Consider the following 23,361-nt stretch of genomic DNA (forward strand, 5'->3'; position numbering starts at 1 on the left):
CGGTACAACTGCTCGTGTTGCTAGCACATTAGCCCGTGAACAAATCAATATTGAATTGTACAACCAAGGGGTATCCGAAGTTTCTATGATGTTTGGTATTAGAGAAGAGTACGAAAAACGTGCGATTCAAGCATTATATGACGAATTCTTTGGTGAAGAAGTAGAATACGAAGTAGTGGATAAATAGTAAATTAAATAAAACAAATACAAGAGAACTTTCTAATGTAGCAATGGACGGTAGCAACCTCGCAAAGCGAGTTTCATACCACTAACGCTACATTGGAAAGTTTATTTTATTTGAAAAACTACTTGCTTTTAATTTTAAAATAGGGTAAACTTGTTCTTGTATCAGATACAACTTTAAGAGGAGCGGAATTATGGATACTAAATTTTCAGTTGCATTACATATTCTTTCAATGATAAGTGAGAGTAGTACTATTTTAAGTTCTCAATCTTTAGCAGAAAGTGTTGGAACTAATGCAAGTTATATTCGTAAAGTCATTGCTTTATTAAAAAAAGCAGAGATTATTTCTTCACATCAAGGAAAATCAGGATATGAATTAACAAAATCTCCAAAAGATCTTAGTTTATTAGAAATTTATTTTGCAACACAGGAAGTAGAACGTATTAGTTTATTCCCAGTTCATCAAAATAGAAATTTAAACTGTCCAGTTGGAAGATATATCGAAGGAGCTATTTCACCTATTTTTTCTGACGTAGAAGAAGAATTAGAAAGAGAATTAAAAAATAAAACATTGAAAGATGTTATCGATAATTTATATCAAACAGCAAAAGATTCAAAACGCTGACTTAGAAATAAGTCAGTAATATTTTAGAAAACATGTATCCTTATTGGATACAAGAAAGAAGAGGAATTAAAATGAAAGCAGCACAACATACAAAATACCATAAAGAAAATATTACAGTAACGATAACAGAAATTGAAAAACCAAAAATTTCTAGTGAACAAGTTTTAGTAAGAGTAAAAGCAGCAGGTGTGAATCCATTAGATAACATGATTTCAAGAGGAGAAGTGAAACTTATTGTTCCTTATTCAATCCCTCAAACAGCGGGAAATGAATTTGTAGGAGTAGTAGAAGAAGTTGGAAATCAAGTAAAGAATTTTAAATTAGGGGAGCGTGTATTTGCTAGATTACCACTTGATTCAATTGGTGCCTTTGCTGAATATATTGCAGTAGATAGTGAAGCCTTAGCAAAAGTTCCAGAATATTTAAGCGATGAAGAAGCAGCAGCGATTCCACTTACAGCTTTAACGATTATGCAAGCATTGGAATTAATGAAAGCAGAAGCAGGAAAAACAATTTTCATTTCAGGTGGTACTGGTGGAGTTGGTGGAATGGCAATTCCAATTGCAAAAGCAAAGGGATTAACCGTTATTACAAATGGTGATGTAGCTAATAAAGAACGTGTAATGGCACTTGGAGTGGATCGATTTATTGATTATAAGACAGAAGACTATACTCAAACATTACAAAATGTGGATTATGTTTTAGATACTCTAGGTGGTGCAGAAACTGAAAAACAAATGTCAATCATGAAACCAGGAGGAGAATTAGTTTCATTAAGAGCAATGCCGAATGGTGATTTTGCTAAAAGAATGAAATTACCTAAATGGAAACAAATACTATTTTGGTTAGCAGGACGTAAATTTGATACATTAGCTAAAAAATACAATATTCATTATCACTTTATCTTTGTTCAAAGTAACGGACGCCAATTACAAGAAGTAGCAAATATTTTTGAACAATTAAAAATTAAACCATCCATTGATACCGTATATTCTTTTGAAGAAGTGAATAAAGCACTAGATAAAGTAGCTAATGGTCGTTCAAAAGGAAAAACAGTTTTAACATTCGAAGGAGAAAAATAACATGTCTTATATTCAAACTAAAAATCAATTCATTAGTGTAAAAGGAAATCAAATTGCTTATCGAGAATTAGGGAAAGGAAATTCAGACATTCCATTAGTTATGCTTACGCATTTAGCGGCAGTTTTAGATAATTGGGATCCAAAATTATTAGATTTAATCGCAGCAAAACATCATATTATCGTAATGGATTTACCTGGAGTTGGAGCTAGTCAGGGAAAAGTTGCTGATACAATTCCTGGAATGGCAGAGCAAGCTATTGAGATCATTACAGCATTAGGTTATGGACGAATTAATTTATTAGGATTATCTATGGGTGGAATGGTTGCTCAAGAAATTGTCCGTTTAAATTCTTCTTTAGTTAATTGTTTAGTATTAGCAGGAACTGGTCCACGAGGTGGTCTTGAAATGGATAAAGTCACTAGTAAAACATTCCGTTTTATGTTTAAAGCAATGTTACATCGAGTAGATCCAAAACGTTATATTTTCTATAATCATGATGAAAAAGGATATCAAGAAGCGATGAAAGTATTGAATCGTATGGGTGAGAGAACGAAAGAAAATGCGGACAAAGAAATGAATGTTCCAGGATTTTTAACTCAATTAAAAGCGATTAAACGTTGGGGACAAGATGAAAAGGATAGTCTTTCTTTTATAACTCAGTCAACTTTAATTGTGAATGGGGATAATGACTTACAAGTGCCAACTCAAAATTCATATGAGATGCATGAAAAAATTGCTGGAAGTGAATTGATCATCTATCCAAATGCGGGGCATGGGTCTATTTTCCAATACGCAAAAGAATTTTCTGAAACGTTATTAGAGTTTTTAGAAAAATAATGAAAAATTAATAGTAAATAAAAAATGACTTTCTAATAGTAGCAAAAGTACTAGAAGCTGAGTGGCTTCTAGTACAGGAAATTTCGAGACCTAAGGCTCGAAATTTAGCAATGAGACTCGCTTTAGCGAGGCTGCTTGCGTCCTATGCTACTATTTAAAAAGTCATTTTTCTTTTGTTTAAATTCGGCTTTTATAATTTCTTAAGTAAACGTAATCCGTTTAAGATTACTAAGATGGTACTTCCTTCGTGTCCGATAACACCTAAAGGTAAGTTAATGAATTGGAAAACATTTGCTAAAATTAAAATTGTAATCACTGATAATGAGAACACAATATTTTGTAAAATGATGCGTTTCATTTTTTTAGATAATTCGTGACCATATTTAATTAATGATAAATTATTTTTTAATAAGACAATATCACTTGCTTCAATTGCTAAAGCAGTTCCTTCACCAATCGCAATTCCAACGGTTGCATTTGCAAGAGCAGGAGCGTCATTAATACCATCCCCAACCATGGCTACAGAAACACCTTTATCAGCTAAGTTCTTAACATAAGTTGCTTTATCTTCAGGTAAACAGTTTGCTTGATAATCAGAGATTTCTAAGTGTTTTGCTACAGCTTCAGCAGTTGATTCTGAATCCCCAGTCATCATAATCGTTTGAATATTTTCTTTGTTAAAGTAGTGTAATACAGATTGGCTACTTTCTTTAATTTCATCTGTAATAGCATAGAAACCAATGAATTGTCCATTTTTCTCGATTGCTAAAACAATTTCACCTTGTTCTAAGTGCTTTTCAATATCAGAAGCTAATGCTGTGTGTTGTTTCCAGTCTTCATCAATCCAAGCTAATTTACCAATTTTCCAAGTTGAACCTTGAGTTGTTGCTACTAATCCATTTCCGATTACTTCTTCAAAGCTGTCAAATGAAATCGCATCAGAATTTTTGTAAGCTTGTGTATACGCTGTAATAGATTTTCCTAATGGGTGAGTTGAACGAATTTCCATTTCATACATCATTGCATGAACTTCTTCTTCGTTTTCATTTACAATTACTGCCTTTTGAACAGTTGGTTTTCCTTTTGTTAATGTACCAGTTTTATCTAAAACAATTGATTCAATTGAAGATAATTGTTCTAAGGCTTCTCCACCTTTTAATAAGATCCCTTGTTTTGCTGCATTAGATAAACTTGCTAAAATCGCAGGGCTAGCGGAAGCAACTAAGGCACATGGAGACATTACTGTTAACAAAATCATTCCTCTATAGAAAGATTCTTGCCATGACCATTGGAAACCGAAGTAGAAGAATGCAATTGCTAATGGTACGAATACTAATACAAATTTTACATATTGATCTTCGATTTTGTTTAAGAAGCTACTTGTTTTTGTTTCTTGTTCTTGAGCTTCTTCTACTAATCGAATGATAGAAGCCATCACAGTTTCATCTGCATTTTTGTGTACAGTAGCTGTACAAGATTGGTGTAAATTAATACTTCCTGCGAAAATTTCTTCGCCTACTTTTTTGTTAGCTGGAAGTGGTTCACCATTAATCATACTTTCATCGAATAAACTTTCACCTTCTGTTAGGATAGCGTCCATTGGAACAGCTTCTCCTTTTTTAATGAAAATAACATCATTAATTGCTAAGTCTTCAACATCTACTGTTTCATAGTGACCATCACGAATACGTGTAGCTGTTTTTGGTTGTAAGTTTAATAATTCTGTCATTGATTTTTCACTTTTTGCCATAGCATATTCTTCAAGAGCTCCACTTAATGAGAAAATAAAAATTAATAAAGCTCCTTCTAACCAGTAACCAATAATAGAAGCACCAATTGCCGCTAATACCATTAATAAGTCAACATTTAAATGTTGTTCTTGTAAAGTTTCTTGAATTCCTTCAACGGCTGAGTGGAATCCTCCAACTAAGAACGCTGTCAAGTAGCAAATCACAGATACTATATTCAATCCGTGGAAGCTAGCAGCTAGTCCCAAAATAATTAATGTTCCGCAAGTAATTGTATATCGAATTTGTTTTTGTTCTAAAATGTTCATATTTTTTCACCTCGTATTTTATTTGTTGAATATATCATAGCATAAATTTTCCTAGATTAGAATAATTCTAAACTAGATGAGAGTGAAATTCATTCTCAATTAGCTTATTGAGAATGAGAGAAAATAAGAAAGTCTTAATTTTTAAGGATTTTCCCTTTATAAATTTAAAAATTCATAGTAGAATGGTTTCATATCTTAAAATGAAGGTGGGAGAACAAATGAGTGATAAAAAACCATTAACTCGTGAAGAAGTTCCTGTAGAATTAACATGGGACTTAACATTAATTTATCCAGATAATTCTGGTTTTGAAGCTGATTTAGCTTTTGTATCAGAAAAAATTCCAGTAATTGCTGCAAGTAAAGAAACAGCTTTACAATCTGGAGAAAATTTATATAACTACTTATTGTTATCAAATCAAGTAGAAGAAAAAATTGAAACAGCTTATGTGTATTCACATTTAAAAGCTGACCAAGATACTACAAATGATGAAAATCAAGTATTAAATCAACGTGCTTTCTCAGTATATGTTGAATTATCAGGTGCTTCATCATGGTTTGAACCAGCTATCTTAGAAAAAACAGATGAAGAATTTGAGAACTTCTTTAAAGAAGAACCACGCTTAGAAGAATTCCGTGTTGCATTAGAAGCGGCTCGTATTCAAAAAGGTCACGTATTATCAGATCGTGAAGAAGCTTTATTATCAAAAGCAAATGAAGTATTCTCTGGGCCATCAAAAACATTTAACTTTTTAAATAATGCGGACATTAAATTTGGAACAGTTAAGAATGAAAAAGGGGAAGAAGTAGAATTAACTCACGGAAACTATACAACATTCTTAGAATCAACAAATGCTGAAGTTCGTAAAAATGCATTTGAAACAAAATATAAACCATATATTCAATTTAAAAATACATTTGCTAGCACGCTAGGTTCAGAAGTGAAAGCTCATAATTTTAAAGCGTTAGCTCATAATTATGAATCAGCCCGTCAAGCTGCCTTATCTTCTAACCAAGTTCCTGAAGAAGTATATGATGCTTTAGTAAAAGTAGTGAATGAAAAATTACCATTATTACATCGTTATATTGCTTTACAACAAAAAGCTTTAGGTTTAGATGAGTTACATATGTATGATATGTATGTTCCAATTACTGGTGAAGCTCCAATTACTTACAATTATGAAGAAGCTTCTAAAGCAACTTTTGAAGCATTGAAACCATTAGGGGAAGAATATCAAGATATTCTTAAACAAGCTTATGATCAACGTTGGATTGATGTTGCTGAAAATGTTGGAAAACGTAGTGGTGGTTATTCATCAGGTGGTTATGCTACTGCTCCTTATATTTTATTAAACTGGCATGATGATTTAAGTAATTTCTTTACATTAGTGCATGAATTAGGACATAGTGCGCATAGTTATTTCACTCGTCATACTCAACCATTCCAATATGGGGATTATTCAATTTTCTTAGCGGAAATTGCTTCTACAACGAATGAAAACTTATTAACAGATTACTTATTGAAGAAACATACGGATAAAGAGAGTCAAAAATATATTTTAAATAATTATTTAAATCGTTTTAAATCGACTATTTTCCGTCAAACTCAATTTGCTGAATTTGAACATCAAATTCATGTGGCAGATCAAAAAGGTGAGCCTTTAACTCAAGCAGCGATGGCTGAGATTTATGGTGCAATTAATAAAAAATATTATGCAAATGTTATTCAAGATGAAGAGATTGCATATGAGTGGACTCGTATTCCTCACTTCTATATGAATTACTATGTATATCAATATGCAACTGGTATGGCTGCAGCAACTGCTTTAGCAGATAAGATTTTACATGGTACTCCTGAAGATTTAGAGGCTTACTTGAACTACTTACGTGCTGGACGTAGCGACAAACCAATTGAGGTTATGAAAAAAGCAGGGGTAGATATGACTCAAACTCAATATCTATATGATGCAATGAATGTATTCGAACAACGACTAGAGCAATTAGAAGCGTTGATGAACGAAGAGTAAAAGACTATAAATAGACTTTCCTAGTATAGCAGTATTAGGACGCTAGCAGACAGCTTTGCTGTCTCATAGCTAAAATTTGAGCCTAAGGTCTCAAATTTCCCTGCGATAGAATCTGTATAACAGATTCTATCGCTCATACTGCTATGGAAAGTCTTTTGTATTTTAATGGATATTATGAGAGAACGTTAGTGAATAGAGTTTTCTGTATAGTAGCACTTGGACGCCAGTAGATCTTCGGTCTCTTGAATTCTGCTACTATGAAGACTCTTTTTTATTTATACTATTTGTTATTCTTCTTTATTTAAAATATAATAAATTGGTATAAAAATATTTTAAAGGAGAAGGTTATGGCGGTAGTAAATTTTGGAAATTCTTGTTCGTGGATTAATATAAATTCAGATTTAATTAGTGAGTATTCGTCTATCTATGAAACGTATGAAATTGATAGTGAAATGTTGGAGTATGCCCTTGATGAACATGAGCGTGCTCATATTGAATACGATCGACGTAAAGAAACACTGATTGTTATTTATAATGTGATTAAACAATCATTAAATTCAAATCAATACGAAACAATTCCTATGACATTTATTGTACGTAAAAATCAAATTATTACAATTACAAACCATCATAATGAATACATTGTTCAAGCAATGAAAGAGGAATTAAAAGAAAGACCAGATATATCTCTGTTTACATTTTTATTTTCCAGTTTGTTTATGATTACGGAATATTATTTCCCAAAAATTGAAAAATTAAAAAAAGAACAAGGGTTATTAAGTCAAATGTTACGACAAAAAACAACAAAGAAAAATTTATTTGCTTTATCAGATTTGGAAATCGGTAGTGTTTATTTAGTTTCAGCCACTAAACAAAATGCGATTGTATTGGAGCAATTGAAAACTCAATCTGTATTTAAAGTCTTAGATGATGTAGAAAAAGAAGAGTTAGAAGATAGTTTAATTGAAGCAAAGCAGCTAGTGGAAATGACTTCGATTAATCTTCAAATTTTGCAGCAATTATCGGGTACATATAATAATGTTTTGAATAATAATTTGAATGATACGATGCGTATGTTAACTGTTATTTCTATTCTTTTAACGATTCCTGATATTGTGACGGGATTTTTTGGAATGAATGTGCAAATTCCTTTTACAGAACATTCTCATGGTTGGGGAATTGCATTAGGAATTATTTTAGGAATTTGGATACTAGTCAGTGTGATATTGGGGCGTCTTATGAAAAAGTGAAGGGCGTGGAAATTGATATTTTTATAGTAGTATTAGGACGCCAGAAGCCCTTACGGTCTCTTGGCTAAAAATTGAGCCTAAGGTCTCAATTTTCCCTGTAAAAGAATCTGTCACACAGATTCTTTTACTCATACTACTATAAAATATCATTTCTACTTGGAACGATAAGTATGAGAGTGCGTATGATACAGTGAGTTTTTGGTATATTAGTGTAGACCTTCGGTCTCATGGGTCATGCCACTATGAAATGTCAAATGCTTCTTGAAACGATATTCAAAAAATTACGTAATAATTTATTTTTCACTTTAACGAATACCTTATTAGATAGAGTAAAAGAAGGAGTTTTTATAGTAGTACGAGTGATAGAATCTTTCACACCAGATTCTATCACAAGGAAATTTGAGCCTACAGGCTCAAATTTTAGCCAAGAGACCCGATAGGGGCTACTGGCGTCTTAGTACTACTATATCAAAAAACTCCGTTTTTACGATGTATCGAAAAATATTAGAGAGCATAAAATCAGGCGTACAATCAGGTGTTTGAACTTAATTGTACGCCTTTGTTCGTTATGGGATTATTTTGTTAAATCAATGGCTTTTTGTGTGTTGGCAAAGTGTAATTTAGCAACTTTTCTTAAACCGTCCATACCTTCTTGTTTTAAAATTTTACTTGCTAATTCATCTACTGAAGCGTTAGCCCCAGATAGTAGAGGATATCCATATTCTTTCGATAAAGTTTTTAATCCTTCTAAAAATGCATCTCGTGCAATCATCGATGCTGCAGCTACTGCAATATGATGGCTTTCACCTTTTGTTTTAAAATATGTAATTGCTTTAAGAGGAGCAGATTGATCCCCTAAATAACGGTAATAGTTTGAAGGAGAACAAAATTCATCAATTAATACAGCTTGAAGTAAATCAGCATTGATTTGTTGGTATAATCGTTTGATGGCTTGATTATGAAGTAGTGCTTTCATTTCGTTTAGATTTTTTGTTTGTTGTACTTCATTATATTTTTCAGGCCAAAGTGTAAGTAATTTGTATGGAACTAATTCTTTAATTTTTGGAACGATTTCTTGAATTTGAGAGTCTGTTAAAATTTTTGAGTCTTTAACACCTAGTATTTGCAATTCTTTAATAAGATTTTCAGGAACAAAAGCACAAGCAACGGTTAATGGTCCAAAATAACTTCCTGTTCCAACTTCATCACTACCAATGACGCCCCAGTTTGAAAAGCCTTCTGGAAGTCCATTTGTTTCAACTTTGGATTTCTTTGTACTTGTTGAAGCTGTTAAATCATGTTTTTGAACAAATGCATCTACATTAGTTCCTTGTAAAACAACTTTTCCAGAATGGTAAGCTGTAACTGTTAAAGAAGGAAGTTTTAATTGATAATGTGCATGAGGGGGGATTTGATGGATAGCATCTTGATAAATTTCACCCAATTGTTGGATTGTATGTTCATCTAATAATAAAACGGTTGTTGCCATAAATAACCTCCAATGAATAAAAAGAGACTGAAATTCAGTCTCTTATAGTTTAATGTACCATTTTAATTACGCAGCAAGGTTGATGCTTTTGTGTTTTTTTAGGGCATTTATCTATTGCATGATGTAGATTTTCACAGACATGTTCAATCATATCTGCAGAAATATTTTCATGTAAGATAACTCCAAATTGTTGATTTAAATTATCAAAAATAACAAGAGAAGGGTTTGATTCGACCATCATTTCTTGTGCAATTTGTTGATCTCTTTCATATTCTTGATGAACGAGTTTACTCGATTTATCTTCGTAGAACATTTTTTCATCAAGTCCAATAGTTTGAATAATTTCCTGTAATAATTCAGGAGTGTATTCTTTATGAAGAAGATGTAGTTGTGTTTGCAATTCCATTAAAAAGGCTCTACCTAATTTTTTTCCTTGTAGAAGAGCAGCCTTATAAGATAGGCAAGCATCATAGATTTTTGTATAGATTTCGTTTCGTAAGTCAATATTCTTGTTATTTAACTGATTATTTTTCATATATTGCGTTACTGATTTAAAATTATGAAAAGGTATGAAATGAACGTGTACTTTATAAGGAGTTCGTTCAATAAATTTCATCACTTCTTGTTCACAATGATAACATTGTTTTCCTATTGGATTAATAAATAAGTAACAGTCGAAAATTCTCTCAGTAGATAATGGACTAGGTTGAATATGACTCAGTTCACTATTCTTCACCTCTAACTAAATCTCCTTTCGTTAATTTGTATCTTTATTGTATCAGAAAACTGAAAAAATTCTGAATAAAAAGCCTTGGATTAGCCAAGATTTTTAGTAGCAAGTAATGCACGTCTGATTTTGCTAATTGGTTTTTGTGGTGTAATACCATGACGATTTAAAATTTCTAAGAAGACTTCTTTTCCTGCTTCTAAATCTTCAACTTCCATTTCTATTTCATAATCTTTTTGACCTGCATAGTGACTTTCGTCTAATACTAGTAAACAGCCAGGACTTAACATTCCTTCTAATCGATGGGTTGTTAGAGTAGCAGTTGGAGAGATATTGGATAATTCAATCCCTTGTTCTTCAAGTGCTAGCTTAATACTTGTTGGAAGTAAGAAAATATCTTCTTCGACCCACCATTGTAATTGTTCTGTAGGTAATTCTTCAGTAATTTCAATGACTTCGCAGTCTGATTGAGGAAGTTTTAATGTAATTTCTCCTGTTTTTTGTCCGTCAATAAGACGAATTCGTAAAGCAGAACGATTATTTTCTAATTGTTGGTGACAATCATAATATTGATTCGTTTGCGTAATATCTTTCGTGAAAATAGATTGAAATTCTTCTTTTAAAGCTTCGTATTGCTCTTTTGTTAGAAGATTTTTATATTCTTTTTCTAAATGGGCCATGTTTCTACCTCTTTCTATCACAAAGCTTTTTCTACTTTATCTTAAATTACTGTGAATTACAAATAATAACCATTGAAGAGTTTAAGATTATCAAAATTCTTTTAGACTCAGTAAAAAATATGCTATGATAGGAAGGATGAGATTAAAGTAGGTGAGTAAATGGAAGAAAAATATTTACCAGAAGTTGAAGACTGGGATGCTTTTTTAGCACCCTATAGTCAAGCAATAGAAGAATTAAAAATTAAATTAAAAGGCATTCGCCTTCAATATCGACAAAAAGGGAAACATGCTCCAATTGAATTTATTACAGGACGTGTGAAAACTCCTGAAAGTATTCGTGAAAAAATGCAAGTGAGAAAGATTTTAACAGAAGATTTCTTAGAAGGAGTTCAAGATATTGCAGGATTACGGATTATGTGCCAATTTGTAGATGATATTTTTGAAGTCGTACGATTACTTCGTCAACGAAATGACTTTACGATTATTATTGAACGTGATTATATCCATCAAAAGAAAGCAAGTGGATATCGTTCGTACCATGTTGTATTAGAATATCCTGTTCAAAGAATTGAAGGAGAAGAGAAAATTCTAGTAGAAATTCAAATTCGAACATTAGCGATGAATTTCTGGGCAACAATTGAACATTCTTTAAACTATAAGTATAAAGGAGAATTTCCAGAAATTATCCATGAACGATTAGAAAGAGCAGCAGAAGCGGCCTTTTTATTAGATGAAGAAATGTCGCAAATTCGAGAAGAAATTCAAGAAGCGCAATATATTTTCTCAACAAATAAAGAAAATCAACGTAAAAGAAAATCATAAGTGTTCATGTTAGAAAATTAAAGAGAGGGTGAAGTGAATTGATGAAAGTAGGGTTATATTATAATCAGTCAGAAAAAAGCCAAAAGGTAGCAGAAGAATTTTTAAATGTATGTTGCCATAAGGAATTTGAACGAGATGATGAAAATCCAGATGTTGTAATTACAATTGGGGGAGATGGGACTTTGCTAGGTGCTGTCCACCATTATAAATCACAACTAGATCATATTCGCTTCGCAGCTATTCATACAGGTCATTTAGGATTTTATACAGATTGGCGTGATTTTCAAGCAGGTGAATTAATTGAAAGCTTGAAGCATGATCAAGGAGAAAGTGTGAGTTATCCTCTATTAGATGTGACTTTAGAAAAAGCAGATGGAACAATCGAAAATCATATTGCATTAAATGAAGCAACATTGAGAAAAGTAAACGGAACTCTTGTATGCGAAGTCTTAATTAATGGTGAATTATTCGAAAATTTTAGAGGAGATGGCGTATGTGTTGCAACTCCAACAGGCTCAACAGGAGTTAATAAGTCATTAGGAGGAGCCATCGTTCATCCAAGAGCAGAAGTGATGCAAATGACAGAAATGGCTTCAATTAATAATCGTGTGTATCGTACATTAAGTTCTCCAATGATTTTTGCACCAGAAGAAGTGTTAACGTTATTACCCCATAGTGAAAATGGAATGGTTCTATCAATGGATCATTTAACCTATGATGCCAATGATATTGTCAAAGTACATTTACATATTAGTACACAACGTGTATCATTTGTTCGATATCGTCATACTCATTTTTGGGATAGAGTAGAAAACTCTTTTATTGGAGCAAGAGAAATAGATTAGAAGAAAGATAATGAGGGAAATCATTGAATTTAACATGGACTTATCCGTATTCATCACCCATGATGATGCGTAGTTTTTTACAAGAAAAGGGAATTACAAAAACATTTTTAGCCCATGTCAAACGAAATGGGAAATTACTCGTCAATGGTCGAGAGGAAATTGTTTTAAAGACTTTAGTGCCTGGAGATGTACTGACGATGGTGATTCCTCCAGAAGGCGAGCATGAAACAGTTGTTCCCAGTCATATTCCTTTGGATATTTTATTCGAGGATGACTACTTATTAATTGTGAACAAGCCACAAGGGACAGCTTCGATTCCATCACAACTACATCCAGACCAATCAATGGCAAATCGTGTAAAAGGTTATTTACAAACGACAAGAACCCAAGATTGTGTGACTCATGTTGTAACAAGATTAGACCGTGATACAACGGGAGTGATGATGTTTGCCAAACATCGTGTAGTTCACGCGTGGATGGATCAAGCGCTTCGAAATAAGACGATTCAAAAAACGTATCATGCGATTGTGACGAAACAGGATGTTTTAAAAGAACATGATTTGATTGATGCGCCGATTGGACGAACGGATGATTCGATTATTAATCGTTGTGTGAGACCGGATGGGAAGCCGTCTTTAACGGAATATTGGTTAGAAGAAACGTATCAGCATAGTCAATTGGTGAAGATTCGTTTACATACGGGACGTACGCATCAGATTCGTGTGCATTTTAGTTGGCTTGGTTGTCCGTTGTTAGGGGACGATTTATATGGTGGCGAGAAGATTGAGCCACTGATGAGGCAGGCACTTCATTGTAGTCAGTTGGATTTTGTTCATCCGATGACGGGGGAGAAGATGTGTGTTAAGGCTCTGTTGCCGAAAGACATGGCAGAGTGGATAGAGAAAGATAGATAAATATTTTAGATATAAATAGGAACTTTCCTATAGTACTAGGATGCTAGCAGCCCCCTTGCGGGGTCTCATAGCTAAAAATCAAGCCTAAGGTCTTGATTTTCCCTGTAATAAAATCCGCTTGGCTTTTATTACTTGTACTATGGGAAAGTTATTTTTATCTTCAGGGAGAAGGGAGGAAGAATACGTACAAGAATGAGGTTTCCTATAGTACTAGGATGCCAGAAGTCATCTATGCTGTCTTATCGTACTATGGGAAAGTTTGGTTGTTCGACAAATTCTTTATTTTCTGTATCAAAAAAGACGACCGAAGTCGTCTTGAAATATCCTTATTCTGTTATTCGTTAGCAGACATATATTCGTCTAATTCTATTACGGAAATGCTCAATTGTTTTGCGCCTTCTTCTTTAGAGAGAAGACCATCTTTTATTAAGCTGATAATCATCATTTTCTTTCCATGTTCAATGCCGCGTACTTTTCCTTTTTCGATACCTTCCGCTAACCCTTCCATTCTTGCATCTTTCTTTTCTTTTTCTATAGTAGCTAAAAAACTTGAATATGCTTGAAGATATCGTGTTCTTTCATCGTACATTTCTCGTTCCTCCTTTGTCCAGTCTACTCGACTCACAATTCGATCTGCTTGTTCTAATATTTTTTCAGGGCTTTGTGTGTATGGTTGATTTCCAAAAAATTCAATCCATCTAACTTTCTTGTATTCTTGTATCTTGTCTCTATTATACTTCTCTAATTCTAAAAATGCCATTAAGGCTAAGTTTTGTTCTTCTTCAAATCCTTTAAAATAAACTTTCAATTCATCGTTTGTATTTTTTTCTTTGAAGCAGTATACGTGAACCATTTTATCGTCCTTAAAATACCTTTTTTGAGTGATGGCAATGGTGTACACTGGTAACAATTCTTCTGCGAGTTTATGGGTTTCTACTCTATCTTTTTTATGTTCATCTGCATTTTTAGTCACTTGATTACATAGATATAACCATAAACGTTTAATAAAGTCAAATTGATAGGCTACTTGGATTTCTATAATGACCTGTGTACCATCATTCAATTCTGCTAATACATCGATACTAGTTACATAAGTCTTTATATCTTCGAATTGATGATTGTGTATTTGTGTTCCATCAAGTATTTTTACATGGTGAACAGGTAAGTCTAGGATGTCTCGAATAAACTGTGCTGTTATTTCAGGATTACTGAAAACTTTCTTTGCCATTAAATCCATCATTGGCCTTGCATCTTTAATACGTTCTATCATTTTTACCACTTCCTATAGTTATTTGAAGGAGACTACTAATGACTTGTCACTTGTAACCATCTCTTCAACTATAAATATGAAAAAAATGGAGGAAAATAATTTTTATGGTAACTTTTTTTGATTTGTTGAACAAGCGTCCGTATACGAATAACACCCGAGAGAGCCTGATGCTTTCTCGGGTGTTTCTTTTAGTTATTATAATATTTTTGGATTCCTTGAGTGATTCCGTCTACTAATTTTTGTTGGTATTCTTTTGTACGGATTTTTTGTGATTCTTTTGAATCATCCATGTATCCTAATTCTAATAAAACTGCAGGTTTGTTTGTTTCACGTAATACAGCAAAACTCTTCGCTAATAATCCAGCATCTTTAGCATGAGTCGTTGCTAAAACAGATTGATGAATATAAGAACCAAGTTTATAACTATATTTCAAGCGAGTAGGATTGTCATGCCATTTTTTATTAATGACAGAAGGGATATTTCCAGTTGGTAAGTACGTATAGGTTTGAATACCATCTTCACCACTGTCTAGTCCGTGACCTGTCGCATTAAAGTGAATACTAATGAACATATCAGCATTTGTCTCATTTGACATTCTAGAACGTTCAGTAATGAAATCAACATCAATATCTGACGAACGACTCATAATCACTTTGTAACCTAACGATTCTAATTTTGTTTTTAATTGCATAGATACTTGAAGATTTAAGTCTTTTTCCTTTAATCCTAAATATTGGGCACCAGGATCTTTTCCACCGTGACCAGGGTCTAAGAAGATGACTTTTTGATAGTTGCTTGTCGCAAAAGGTAATTCATTTGAAGATTTTTCTTCTTTAATTTCTTTAATCCATGCACCATTTCCTTTAAAGCTATGAAGAGCGCCATTAATTAAATGAGAACCTGTTACATATGCACCATTTTCATCAAGATAGAACCATGCTTGATAACTAGAATCATAAATCCATTCTTTTTTCGCCATGTATCCACCAGACTTTAAGTAATAATCACCTTTCCAAGTGTTTTGGGCATAGCGTCCAGTAGAAGTAAGATAAAACCATGATTGATACGTTGGATCAAAGACCCATTCGTTTTCAGCCATTGCACCTGAAGGTTTTAGATAGTAAACGTCTTTCCATTGATTGGCTAACATCATCTCTTGAGCGTTAAAGACATACCATCTTTGATTAATAGACATCCATTCATTTAGTGCTAAAGATCCAGAGGACTTTGCATAGTACCAATGGTTGTTTTCATAAATCCACTCTTGACTCGCCATTTTTCCATCTTTATGGAAGTAGTAGGAATTCCAAAAGGTATGTTTTAACATAACACCTTGTTCATTATAGTAATACCAATGATTTCCAACTTGTTTCCACTGATTTTTGATTACTTCCTCTTTTGGAGGTGTAGGTACTTCAGTATTCTTTTTATTTTCTTTTTGCTCTTGTTTTGGAGCAGTAGTGGTAGTAGTTTCTTGTGCAAAAATTGGAGTTGAAGCACATAGGCAAGCTCCTATGAGTAAAGTTGATAAGAATATTTTCTTTTTCATAATGTGTCTCCTAATCTTTTATTTGTTATCAGTTTAGCAAAATCATTGAATAAAATCTATGAAAATATAAAGGTTCATATTGTCATTATTGACTAATTAAAGGTATAATCATTTTATGCAAAAAAATAATGATTAATAGAGGTGATTCGATGTCTGAAATGGCTTATGAATTTGATGAAATTTTAGAACAAATTCATCATACGTTAAAAACAGATGATAAGCAGCAATTTAAAGAAATATTTTTAGAAAACCATACTTATGACCAAGCACAAATTTACTTGTCGTTAAGTGAGGAACAACGTCAATTGGTGTATCAATATCTGTCGCCAGAAGACATGGCACCTGTATTTGAAATTATTGAAGAAGATGTCGAAGATGTGGAAGAATATCTTCGAGAAATGGATGAGCGATATGCTGCAAGAATGTTGGCAGAAATGTATGCTGATAATGCAGTAGATATTTTGCAACAAGTACAAGAAGATGAAGTCAGAAAATATTTGCGCATGATGCCTCATAAAACTTCTAACGAAATTCGTAACTTATTAAATTATGAAGATGATACAGCTGGAGCGATGATGACAACAGAAATTATCGCTATTCATGAAAGTCAAACAGTTGGAAGTGCGATGACGACTGTTAAAAAAATGGCAGAAGAAGCAGAAACGATTTATTACGTGTATGTAGTAGATGAAGAAAATCGATTAAAAGGGGTCTTGACACTTAAAGATTTAATCGTTCATAAAGAAGATGTGAAAATTAGTGAAATCATGGTAGATCGTGTTGTTTCTGTAGAAGTACAAGAAGCACAAGATGCTGTAGCGAAAATGATTCGAGACTATGACTTCTTAGCAATTCCAGTTGTTGATGAAGAAGAAAAACTCATTGGAATTATTACAGTCGATGATGCGATTGACGTTATCGATGAAGAAGCAACAAGTGATTACTCAGGTTTAGCAGGGGTAGACGTAGATGAACAATCTGTGAACCCATTTATTGCAGCCTCAAAACGTTTGCCATGGTTAATTAGTTTATTATTCTTAGGATTAACAACAGCAGCTTTATTAAGTCGTTATGAAGGAATTATCGGACAAGCTAGTGTACTCTCAATTTTCATTACATTAATTACAGGTACAGCAGGGAATGCGGGAACACAATCTTTAGCGGTAGCAGTTCGTAAAATAGGATTAAATGAAGATGAGTCAGTTTTTGTAAAAACGATATTATCAGAAGTTGCAACAGGGATTATTAGTGGGATTGCGACAGGATTAATTATTTTTGTTGTAGTAGGTTTATGGCAAGCAAACTGGATTTTAGGTGGAATCATTGGAGTGTCAATGTTCTTTGCGATTACAGTAGCAACCATTGCCGGAAGTTTAATTCCATTATTAATCGACTCTATGGGGTTTGACCCTTCATTCGCGAGTGGTTTATTCATTACTACAGTCAGTGACTTAACGAGTGTATTTGTATATTTCACGATTGCAAGCATGTTTCTTGAGAAATTTTTAGGAATTTAACAAAAAAATGGCTCCACCTCAAAAAGGGCGAGCCATTTTTAATTATTCAGAAACTTTGTAATACATTGCTTTTTTCAGTGCGTCTGAAGTTAGGGCAGATTGAGTACCGAATAAACGATCTTTTGATGTATCAGAAGTATCTTTATTTCCTTCAATGAGTCCATAAGTAACAACTTGATTTTTAGGAACAAAAGTCATAATGGCACTCCCAACGGTTGGTTGATTTTCTAATGGAGTGAAAATCCAGTTTAACAGTCCTTCTTGATATTGAGTTTGAGTTGGTTGAACTTTATAGGTAGATTCTTTAACAGAAACTGTCCCATTATCATGGAAAGTTAATTCTTGACCATAGTCATTTCTCCACGTTCCTTTAATACTTGAAAGATTTCCTGTTTTAATTTCTTCTATATTCATTGAAGTAGAAGCGACCGTAGTTTTATTTTGAACAGTAGCTTTCTTAGCTTCTTGAGTAGTTGTTTCTTGTTTTGTTTCAGAAGCTGTTTTAGTTGTAGTTGGCTGTTCTTTAGTCGTTGTTACTTTTGTAGTTGAGGTTGTCTTTGTAGTAACGGTTGTTGGAGTAGTAGTTGTTTCAGTAGGTTTTGTAGATGAACTCTTACAAGCTGTTAAAACAAATAAACTGGATAATAAAACTAAATACTGTTTTTTCATAAAATTTCCTCCCTTAAGTACTTATATTATAGAACAAATTGCATAAAAAGACGATGAAGTTTGAGAAAATTTAAAAAATATAAAATAATTTTGTAGAAAACTGTTGACAAGAGTAGAGGATTACTGTAAACTACAGAAGTTGAGAAAACAAGCAGAAGCATCCCGCTTCTCGCCTAAGTTGACTGAAGTCCTTGGGCCGATAGTAATGTTTATTTAATGAAGACATTGGCAGCGGGGATATTTTGTTCTCGTTGCTTTTTTGCTTTTTTCTCTCAAAAATTTTGGAGGTGAACAATCATAGCAAAAGATATGATGGTCAATGATGGAATTCGAGCTCGTGAATTACGTGTAATTGACAATAACGGTGAACAAATTGGTGTTCAAACAAAAAACGATGCATTGCGTTTAGCAGAACAAGCTGGACTAGATTTAGTTTTAGTTTCGCCAAATGCAAAACCACCAGTTGCTCGAATTATGGATTATGGTAAGTATCGCTTTGAGCAACAAAAGAAAGAACGTGAAGCTCGTAAAAATCAAAAAGTCATCAATATCAAAGAAGTGCGTCTAAGCCCTACAATCGATGAAAACGACTTTAATACGAAATTGAAAGCAGCACAAAAGTTTCTTGAAAAAGGCGACAAAGTGAAAGCTACAATCCGCTTTAAAGGCCGTGCCATTACTCATAAAGAGATTGGACAAAAGGTTTTAGAACGTTTGGCAGAACAAGTTAGCGAACTTGCAACTGTCGAACAAAAGGCAAAAATGGACGGACGAAGCATGTTCTTGATGTTAGCGCCCAAAAATGACAAGTAAAAAGTAACAGGAGGAAAGTCTCATGCCAAAACAAAAAACACACCGTGGTTCAGCTAAACGTTTCAAACGTACAGGTGGTGGAGGATTAAAACGTTCACAAGCCTTCACAAGCCACCGTTTCCATGGTAAAACTAAGAAACAACGTCGTCACTTGCGTAAACAAACAATGGTTCACGCTACTGACATCAAACGTATTAAACAACAATTAAGTCAAATGCGTTAATTCAGCACGCAAAACTATTACATTTTCTAGACAGTCGCAAGAGACTGAAAGACCAAGGAGGAATTAATTATGCCACGTGTTAAAGGTGGAACAGTTACTCGTCGTCGTCGTAACCGTGTTTTAAAATTAGCTAAAGGTTACTACGGAGCGAAATCAAAATTATTTAAAACAGCTAAACAAGCAGTCATGAAATCATACATGTATGCTTACCGTGACCGTCGTCAAAAGAAACGTGACTTCCGTAAATTATGGATTGCACGTATCAATGCGGCAGCTCGCTTAAACGGATTAAGCTACAGCAAATTAATGCACGGCTTAAAATTAGCTGGTATCGAAATGAACCGCAAAATGTTAGCTGACTTAGCAGTTAACGATGCAGCAGCATTCACTGTTTTAGCTGAACAAGCTAAATCAGCATTAGCTAAATAATTATCTGAGAGATTATTTACATCAAGTAAAGGAATCACTCGATATTCCAATAAGATAAACCACCATTGAGCCCCGTTAAACTCAATGTGAAGAAATACCAAGAAGAATTTGGAGGAAATAATCGTGCGTACAACATTTATGGCAAAAGCTAGCACTACTGAACGTAACTGGGTTGTAATCGACGCTACTGATGTACCATTAGGACGTCTTTCAGCTGTTGCTGCAAGCATTTTACGTGGAAAAAACAAACCAACATTTACACCTAACGTTGACACAGGTGATTTCGTAATCATCATCAACGCTGATAAAGTTGCTTTAACAGGTAAAAAAGCATCTGATAAAGTTTACTATCACCACTCAAACCACCCAGGTGGATTGACTGCTCGTACAGCTGGTGAATTACGTGCAAACAACTCTCGTAAATTAGTTGAATTATCAATCAAAGGCATGTTACCTAAAAACTCTTTAGGACGTCGTCAATTTACTAAATTACATGTTTACGGTGGAGCTGAACATCCACATGCTGCACAACAACCAGTAGCAGTAGACATCCAATCACTAATTTAAGGAGGAAAAAGCATTGGCTCAAGCACAATACCGCGGCACTGGACGCCGTAAAAACTCAACTGCCCGTGTTATCTTAGTACCAGGGACAGGTAAAATTACTATTAACAAAAAATCAATCGAAGAATACATTCCATTTGCTTACTTACACGAAGTAATCAAACAACCTTTAAACATTACTGAAACAATCGGAACTTACGATGTATTAGTAAACGTTAATGGTGGTGGATTCACTGGTCAATCAGGAGCTATCCGTCATGGTATCGCTCGTGCATTATTAACAGTTGATCCTGATTTCCGTGGCGCTTTAAAAGCTGCTGGTTTATTAACTCGTGATCCTCGTATGAAAGAACGTAAAAAACCAGGTCTTAAAAAAGCTCGTAAAGCTTCACAATTCTCAAAACGTTAATATTTTATATATCAACATTTCAACACTCTGTGGTTATACCACAGGGTGTTTTTTGCGTATATGAGCATAGAAATTGATTTTTCCGGTTGTAGCAATGGACGCAAGCAGCCTCGCAATAGCGAGTCTCATTGCTAAAATTTGAGCCTAGGGTCTCAAATTTTCCAGTACTAGAATCCGATGGGACGGATTCTAGTACTCGTGCTACTGAGAAAAGTCATTTCTATTTTGGCGTGAGATTATGGGAGGGCGTTTGGGAGATTGACTTTTCTAAATGTAGTAGTGGACACAAGCAGCTTCGCACAGCGAATTTCATTTCTATATTGTCATTTTTGGTTGAGAAGGATAGTGTTTTTCCGTATAATGAGGTTTAAATTACAAATGTTTGTTGAATAAATCAGATATAAAAGAGGTTAAAAAATGACTTTTGAAGATAAATTTATGGAAGTTCAAGTTGGTATGATTTCGTTAGCAATGGAATATGTTCAAAATCAGGCAGAAAAAGTATATATCTATGCAATAGCGGACAGTTTGTATAGTTTTAAGCCATTTTATAAAATTAATGGTATTGTGATTGAAATGGAAAAAGTTAATGAAGTTGTGACAAAAACAGTAGATGATTCTGATAATATGGCATTTACTTTATTGAAATATGGAACTGAAGATATGCAGAAATTGCAGGAGGTTTGCCAAGAATATAATCGTGAACATCCGACTGAGATGTGGTTGATTTATGATGCACAGAAAAATACCCTTAATAGTCGCTATAGCTATGAAGGGCGTTATGACAAGGATGAAGAATTGCTTCCACGTTTAGAGTTTGAAAAATGGTTTGAGGAAGTAAAAAGTGAAGAAATGTAGGAGAATAAGATATGTACCAACAAAATCAATCAATTATCTATCCCTTGCCAACTGATACGCTATTACAGGAAAGAGAAGTAGCGTGGAGAGTTAAACTGCCTGATGATTATAAGGGATTTATAAAGAAAGAGAATGGAGTCATTCCCTCAAAAAGGTATTTTCATTTTGAGCATAATGAGAAAGTAATTGATCGTTTTTTATCTATACTAGCTATTTCAGGGGAGAAGACAGAAGAGGATTACGATATAGGAGTTGTGAGTACGCAATTAGAAGGTCGTATTGTATTTGATGAAGATAATGTTGGAATGCAACTAATCCCTATAGCAGCATTGTTTGGTGGTGATTTTGTTTGTCTAAATTATGTTAAGGAGACTGAAAATCCGAGTATTTGTATCTGGTATCATGAAGAGTCCTATGAGCTGGAGCCTGCTATAGAGTTTTTAGCTAACAACTTCACAGAGTTTTTAGCAATGCTACAGGATTAGCTATGTGATGGATATTAATTTAACGCGAATCCGAAGAAACGAATAAAAGACTGATTAAGGTAGGAATTCTCAGATGAAAGGTTGATACAATGTTAGAATATAAAAAACATCAGCTAATAGTAAACGGTAAAGTTATAAAATCATTTAAATTTGAAATCCGAAAAGTAATTGAACAGGGTGACGAATTTATTGTTTTATTGGAGATTCCTTTTGATAATGCGAGTGAAAAGGATAACATTTTTAGGATTGGTGCGAGTGGAAATGTAGTCTGGACGATAAATAATAATGGATACAGTAATAATAGTTATCCCTTTGAACAGATGACTTTAAGAGATGGCTGGCTTTATGCGACTGATTTTTATGCCAGAAGGGTAAAAGTCGATATAAAAACGGGAAAAATAGTTGATATGATTATATCAAAGTAATATTCTGAGATTGTTTATTTAGGGATGATGTCAGATAAAAGTTTGGGAATTATGGGGGAGAATGTTCAATGGTGTCCGAGTGTTAAAAACTATTCGGGTGGTGTAGTAGAATTCGTGATTGATAGAGTTCTTAAGATAAATTGAACATTAAAGAATTATGGAGTGAATAATAGTGAAAGAAATACCAACAAAAAAAGGTGATATGTTAGAAATTTATGAAGCCAATGGTAAATATATTTTAAAGTATCCGACTTTCAATATCACCATGCCAGAGGTATCTAAAGAAATCCCTAAAGAAGTAGTGGATAGCTATTTAGCAGGAGAACATAATGGTGAAGAATTAATTAATTATGCTAATTTCGGATTTTGGGAATCAAAAATTAGTCAAGAAGATGCTAACAAACAATTTTTAAGAGATAATCCAGAATTTCTTCTTATTGATACAGATAGAAAGAGACACTATTTCTCCGAAAAAGAATTTGAAGAATTGTTGAAAAAAGCTCATAAATCCTTAGAGTGATTCTGTGTTTAGAATAGAAACGGTGGGGAACTCTATGGTATAAGTCCGACTATGGTAGAATATAATGTTGCTTTAGAGAAAACATTGATTGAT

At 33.6% G+C, this 23,361-nt stretch carries 26 protein-coding genes and 1 other annotated feature; of the genes, 19 read left to right on the forward strand and 7 right to left on the reverse strand.

What is annotated here, in order from left to right; all coding sequences use genetic code 11:
* From HMPREF0446_RS08450 to HMPREF0446_RS02590, 4 genes are all read left to right on the forward strand, one after another.
* A partial coding sequence (locus HMPREF0446_RS08450) for an ACT domain-containing protein (protein ID WP_020991304.1) occupies nucleotides 1-187 on the forward strand: 187 nt, incomplete at its 5' end.
* Nucleotides 188-377: 190 nt separating this feature from the next.
* On the forward strand, nucleotides 378-809 hold the full coding sequence (locus tag HMPREF0446_RS02580) for an Rrf2 family transcriptional regulator (RefSeq protein ID WP_020991305.1): 432 nt from the start codon (nucleotides 378-380) through the stop codon (nucleotides 807-809).
* 71 nt (nucleotides 810-880) lie between these two features.
* On the forward strand, nucleotides 881-1,891 hold the full coding sequence (locus HMPREF0446_RS02585) for an NADP-dependent oxidoreductase (protein ID WP_006702968.1): 1,011 nt from the start codon (nucleotides 881-883) through the stop codon (nucleotides 1,889-1,891).
* 1 nt (nucleotide 1,892) lies between these two features.
* Nucleotides 1,893-2,729: an alpha/beta fold hydrolase gene (locus tag HMPREF0446_RS02590; protein ID WP_006702967.1), complete on the forward strand. Its 837-nt coding sequence runs from the start codon at nucleotides 1,893-1,895 to the stop codon at nucleotides 2,727-2,729.
* 190 nt (nucleotides 2,730-2,919) lie between these two features.
* Here HMPREF0446_RS02590 and HMPREF0446_RS02595 read toward each other — a convergent pair whose 3' ends face one another.
* The gene (locus HMPREF0446_RS02595; RefSeq protein WP_006702966.1) at nucleotides 2,920-4,785 is read right to left on the reverse strand and encodes a heavy metal translocating P-type ATPase; all 1,866 of its coding nucleotides are present in this window, start codon (nucleotides 4,783-4,785) and stop codon (nucleotides 2,920-2,922) included.
* A 218-nt stretch (nucleotides 4,786-5,003) separates the two neighbouring features.
* Here HMPREF0446_RS02595 and pepF point away from each other — a divergent pair, with 218 nt between their 5' ends.
* Both pepF and HMPREF0446_RS02605 read left to right on the forward strand, forming a co-directional pair.
* Nucleotides 5,004-6,809 carry an oligoendopeptidase F gene (gene pepF, locus HMPREF0446_RS02600; protein ID WP_006702965.1) on the forward strand — a complete coding sequence of 602 codons (1,806 nt, stop codon included), beginning with the start codon at nucleotides 5,004-5,006 and terminating at the stop codon, nucleotides 6,807-6,809.
* 347 nt (nucleotides 6,810-7,156) lie between these two features.
* Nucleotides 7,157-8,059, forward strand: coding sequence for a magnesium transporter CorA family protein (locus HMPREF0446_RS02605; protein ID WP_006702964.1), 903 nt, complete (start codon nucleotides 7,157-7,159; stop codon nucleotides 8,057-8,059).
* A 574-nt stretch (nucleotides 8,060-8,633) separates the two neighbouring features.
* Here HMPREF0446_RS02605 and rnhC read toward each other — a convergent pair.
* The 3 genes from rnhC to HMPREF0446_RS02620 all read right to left on the reverse strand — a co-directional run bounded on the left by rnhC (nucleotide 8,634) and on the right by HMPREF0446_RS02620 (nucleotide 10,955).
* Complete coding sequence (gene rnhC, locus HMPREF0446_RS02610) at nucleotides 8,634-9,548, reverse strand: ribonuclease HIII (RefSeq protein ID WP_006702963.1); 915 nt, start codon at nucleotides 9,546-9,548, stop codon at nucleotides 8,634-8,636.
* 49 nt (nucleotides 9,549-9,597) lie between these two features.
* On the reverse strand, nucleotides 9,598-10,284 hold the full coding sequence (locus HMPREF0446_RS02615) for a DsbA family protein (protein ID WP_020991306.1): 687 nt from the start codon (nucleotides 10,282-10,284) through the stop codon (nucleotides 9,598-9,600).
* Nucleotides 10,285-10,364: 80 nt separating this feature from the next.
* On the reverse strand, nucleotides 10,365-10,955 hold the full coding sequence (locus HMPREF0446_RS02620; RefSeq protein ID WP_006702961.1) for a CYTH domain-containing protein: 591 nt from the start codon (nucleotides 10,953-10,955) through the stop codon (nucleotides 10,365-10,367).
* A gap of 159 nt (nucleotides 10,956-11,114) precedes the next feature.
* Between HMPREF0446_RS02620 and HMPREF0446_RS02625 the strand changes: the two genes are divergently transcribed.
* Genes HMPREF0446_RS02625 through HMPREF0446_RS02635 form a run of 3 tightly spaced genes read left to right on the forward strand, consistent with a single transcriptional unit; the run spans nucleotide 11,115 to nucleotide 13,536 of the window.
* Nucleotides 11,115-11,777 carry a GTP pyrophosphokinase gene (locus HMPREF0446_RS02625; RefSeq protein WP_006702960.1) on the forward strand — a complete coding sequence of 221 codons (663 nt, stop codon included), beginning with the start codon at nucleotides 11,115-11,117 and terminating at the stop codon, nucleotides 11,775-11,777.
* Nucleotides 11,778-11,818: 41 nt separating this feature from the next.
* Complete coding sequence (locus HMPREF0446_RS02630) at nucleotides 11,819-12,622, forward strand: NAD kinase (RefSeq protein ID WP_006702959.1); 804 nt, start codon at nucleotides 11,819-11,821, stop codon at nucleotides 12,620-12,622.
* Nucleotides 12,623-12,645: 23 nt separating this feature from the next.
* Nucleotides 12,646-13,536 (forward strand): RluA family pseudouridine synthase, encoded by an 891-nt coding sequence (locus HMPREF0446_RS02635; RefSeq protein WP_006702958.1) that lies wholly within the window; start codon nucleotides 12,646-12,648, stop codon nucleotides 13,534-13,536.
* Between the two features lie 334 nt (nucleotides 13,537-13,870).
* Here HMPREF0446_RS02635 and HMPREF0446_RS02640 read toward each other — a convergent pair whose 3' ends face one another.
* Both HMPREF0446_RS02640 and HMPREF0446_RS02645 read right to left on the reverse strand, forming a co-directional pair.
* Complete coding sequence (locus HMPREF0446_RS02640; RefSeq protein ID WP_006702957.1) at nucleotides 13,871-14,806, reverse strand: Rpn family recombination-promoting nuclease/putative transposase; 936 nt, start codon at nucleotides 14,804-14,806, stop codon at nucleotides 13,871-13,873.
* Between the two features lie 188 nt (nucleotides 14,807-14,994).
* Nucleotides 14,995-16,356: an N-acetylmuramoyl-L-alanine amidase gene (locus HMPREF0446_RS02645; protein ID WP_006702956.1), complete on the reverse strand. Its 1,362-nt coding sequence runs from the start codon at nucleotides 16,354-16,356 to the stop codon at nucleotides 14,995-14,997.
* A 149-nt stretch (nucleotides 16,357-16,505) separates the two neighbouring features.
* Between HMPREF0446_RS02645 and mgtE the strand changes: the two genes are divergently transcribed.
* Nucleotides 16,506-17,873 (forward strand): magnesium transporter, encoded by a 1,368-nt coding sequence (mgtE, locus tag HMPREF0446_RS02650; RefSeq protein ID WP_006702955.1) that lies wholly within the window; start codon nucleotides 16,506-16,508, stop codon nucleotides 17,871-17,873.
* A 42-nt stretch (nucleotides 17,874-17,915) separates the two neighbouring features.
* On the opposite strand, the gene HMPREF0446_RS02655 is transcribed toward mgtE, so the two are convergent.
* Nucleotides 17,916-18,542 (reverse strand): DUF6287 domain-containing protein, encoded by a 627-nt coding sequence (locus HMPREF0446_RS02655; protein ID WP_006702954.1) that lies wholly within the window; start codon nucleotides 18,540-18,542, stop codon nucleotides 17,916-17,918.
* Between the two features lie 143 nt (nucleotides 18,543-18,685).
* Nucleotides 18,686-18,808: a sequence feature (ribosomal protein L20 leader region), on the forward strand.
* Between the two features lie 43 nt (nucleotides 18,809-18,851).
* Between HMPREF0446_RS02655 and infC the strand changes: the two genes are divergently transcribed.
* From infC to HMPREF0446_RS02700, 9 genes are all read left to right on the forward strand, one after another.
* Nucleotides 18,852-19,355 carry a translation initiation factor IF-3 gene (gene infC, locus HMPREF0446_RS02660; RefSeq protein WP_006702953.1) on the forward strand — a complete coding sequence of 168 codons (504 nt, stop codon included), beginning with the start codon at nucleotides 18,852-18,854 and terminating at the stop codon, nucleotides 19,353-19,355.
* Nucleotides 19,356-19,377: 22 nt separating this feature from the next.
* Nucleotides 19,378-19,578, forward strand: a complete 201-nt coding sequence (rpmI, locus tag HMPREF0446_RS02665) for a 50S ribosomal protein L35 (RefSeq protein ID WP_005605917.1) — start codon at nucleotides 19,378-19,380, stop codon at nucleotides 19,576-19,578.
* Nucleotides 19,579-19,647: 69 nt separating this feature from the next.
* Nucleotides 19,648-20,007, forward strand: coding sequence for a 50S ribosomal protein L20 (gene rplT / locus HMPREF0446_RS02670; RefSeq protein ID WP_006702952.1), 360 nt, complete (start codon nucleotides 19,648-19,650; stop codon nucleotides 20,005-20,007).
* Nucleotides 20,008-20,130: 123 nt separating this feature from the next.
* On the forward strand, nucleotides 20,131-20,574 hold the full coding sequence (gene rplM, locus HMPREF0446_RS02675) for a 50S ribosomal protein L13 (RefSeq protein ID WP_006702951.1): 444 nt from the start codon (nucleotides 20,131-20,133) through the stop codon (nucleotides 20,572-20,574).
* Between the two features lie 13 nt (nucleotides 20,575-20,587).
* A complete protein-coding gene (rpsI, locus tag HMPREF0446_RS02680) occupies nucleotides 20,588-20,980 on the forward strand; it encodes a 30S ribosomal protein S9 (RefSeq protein ID WP_006702950.1) in 393 nt (130 codons plus the stop codon).
* A 417-nt stretch (nucleotides 20,981-21,397) separates the two neighbouring features.
* A complete protein-coding gene (locus HMPREF0446_RS02685; protein ID WP_006702949.1) occupies nucleotides 21,398-21,838 on the forward strand; it encodes a hypothetical protein in 441 nt (146 codons plus the stop codon).
* Between the two features lie 11 nt (nucleotides 21,839-21,849).
* A complete protein-coding gene (locus HMPREF0446_RS02690; protein ID WP_006702948.1) occupies nucleotides 21,850-22,323 on the forward strand; it encodes an SMI1/KNR4 family protein in 474 nt (157 codons plus the stop codon).
* Nucleotides 22,324-22,412: 89 nt separating this feature from the next.
* On the forward strand, nucleotides 22,413-22,748 hold the full coding sequence (locus HMPREF0446_RS02695) for a hypothetical protein (protein WP_006702947.1): 336 nt from the start codon (nucleotides 22,413-22,415) through the stop codon (nucleotides 22,746-22,748).
* A 172-nt stretch (nucleotides 22,749-22,920) separates the two neighbouring features.
* A complete protein-coding gene (locus HMPREF0446_RS02700) occupies nucleotides 22,921-23,268 on the forward strand; it encodes a hypothetical protein (protein ID WP_006702946.1) in 348 nt (115 codons plus the stop codon).
* Nucleotides 23,269-23,361: the final 93 nt, after the last annotated feature.

The organism is Granulicatella elegans ATCC 700633, assembly GCF_000162475.2.
GTDB classification, from domain to species: domain Bacteria; phylum Bacillota; class Bacilli; order Lactobacillales; family Aerococcaceae; genus Granulicatella; species Granulicatella elegans.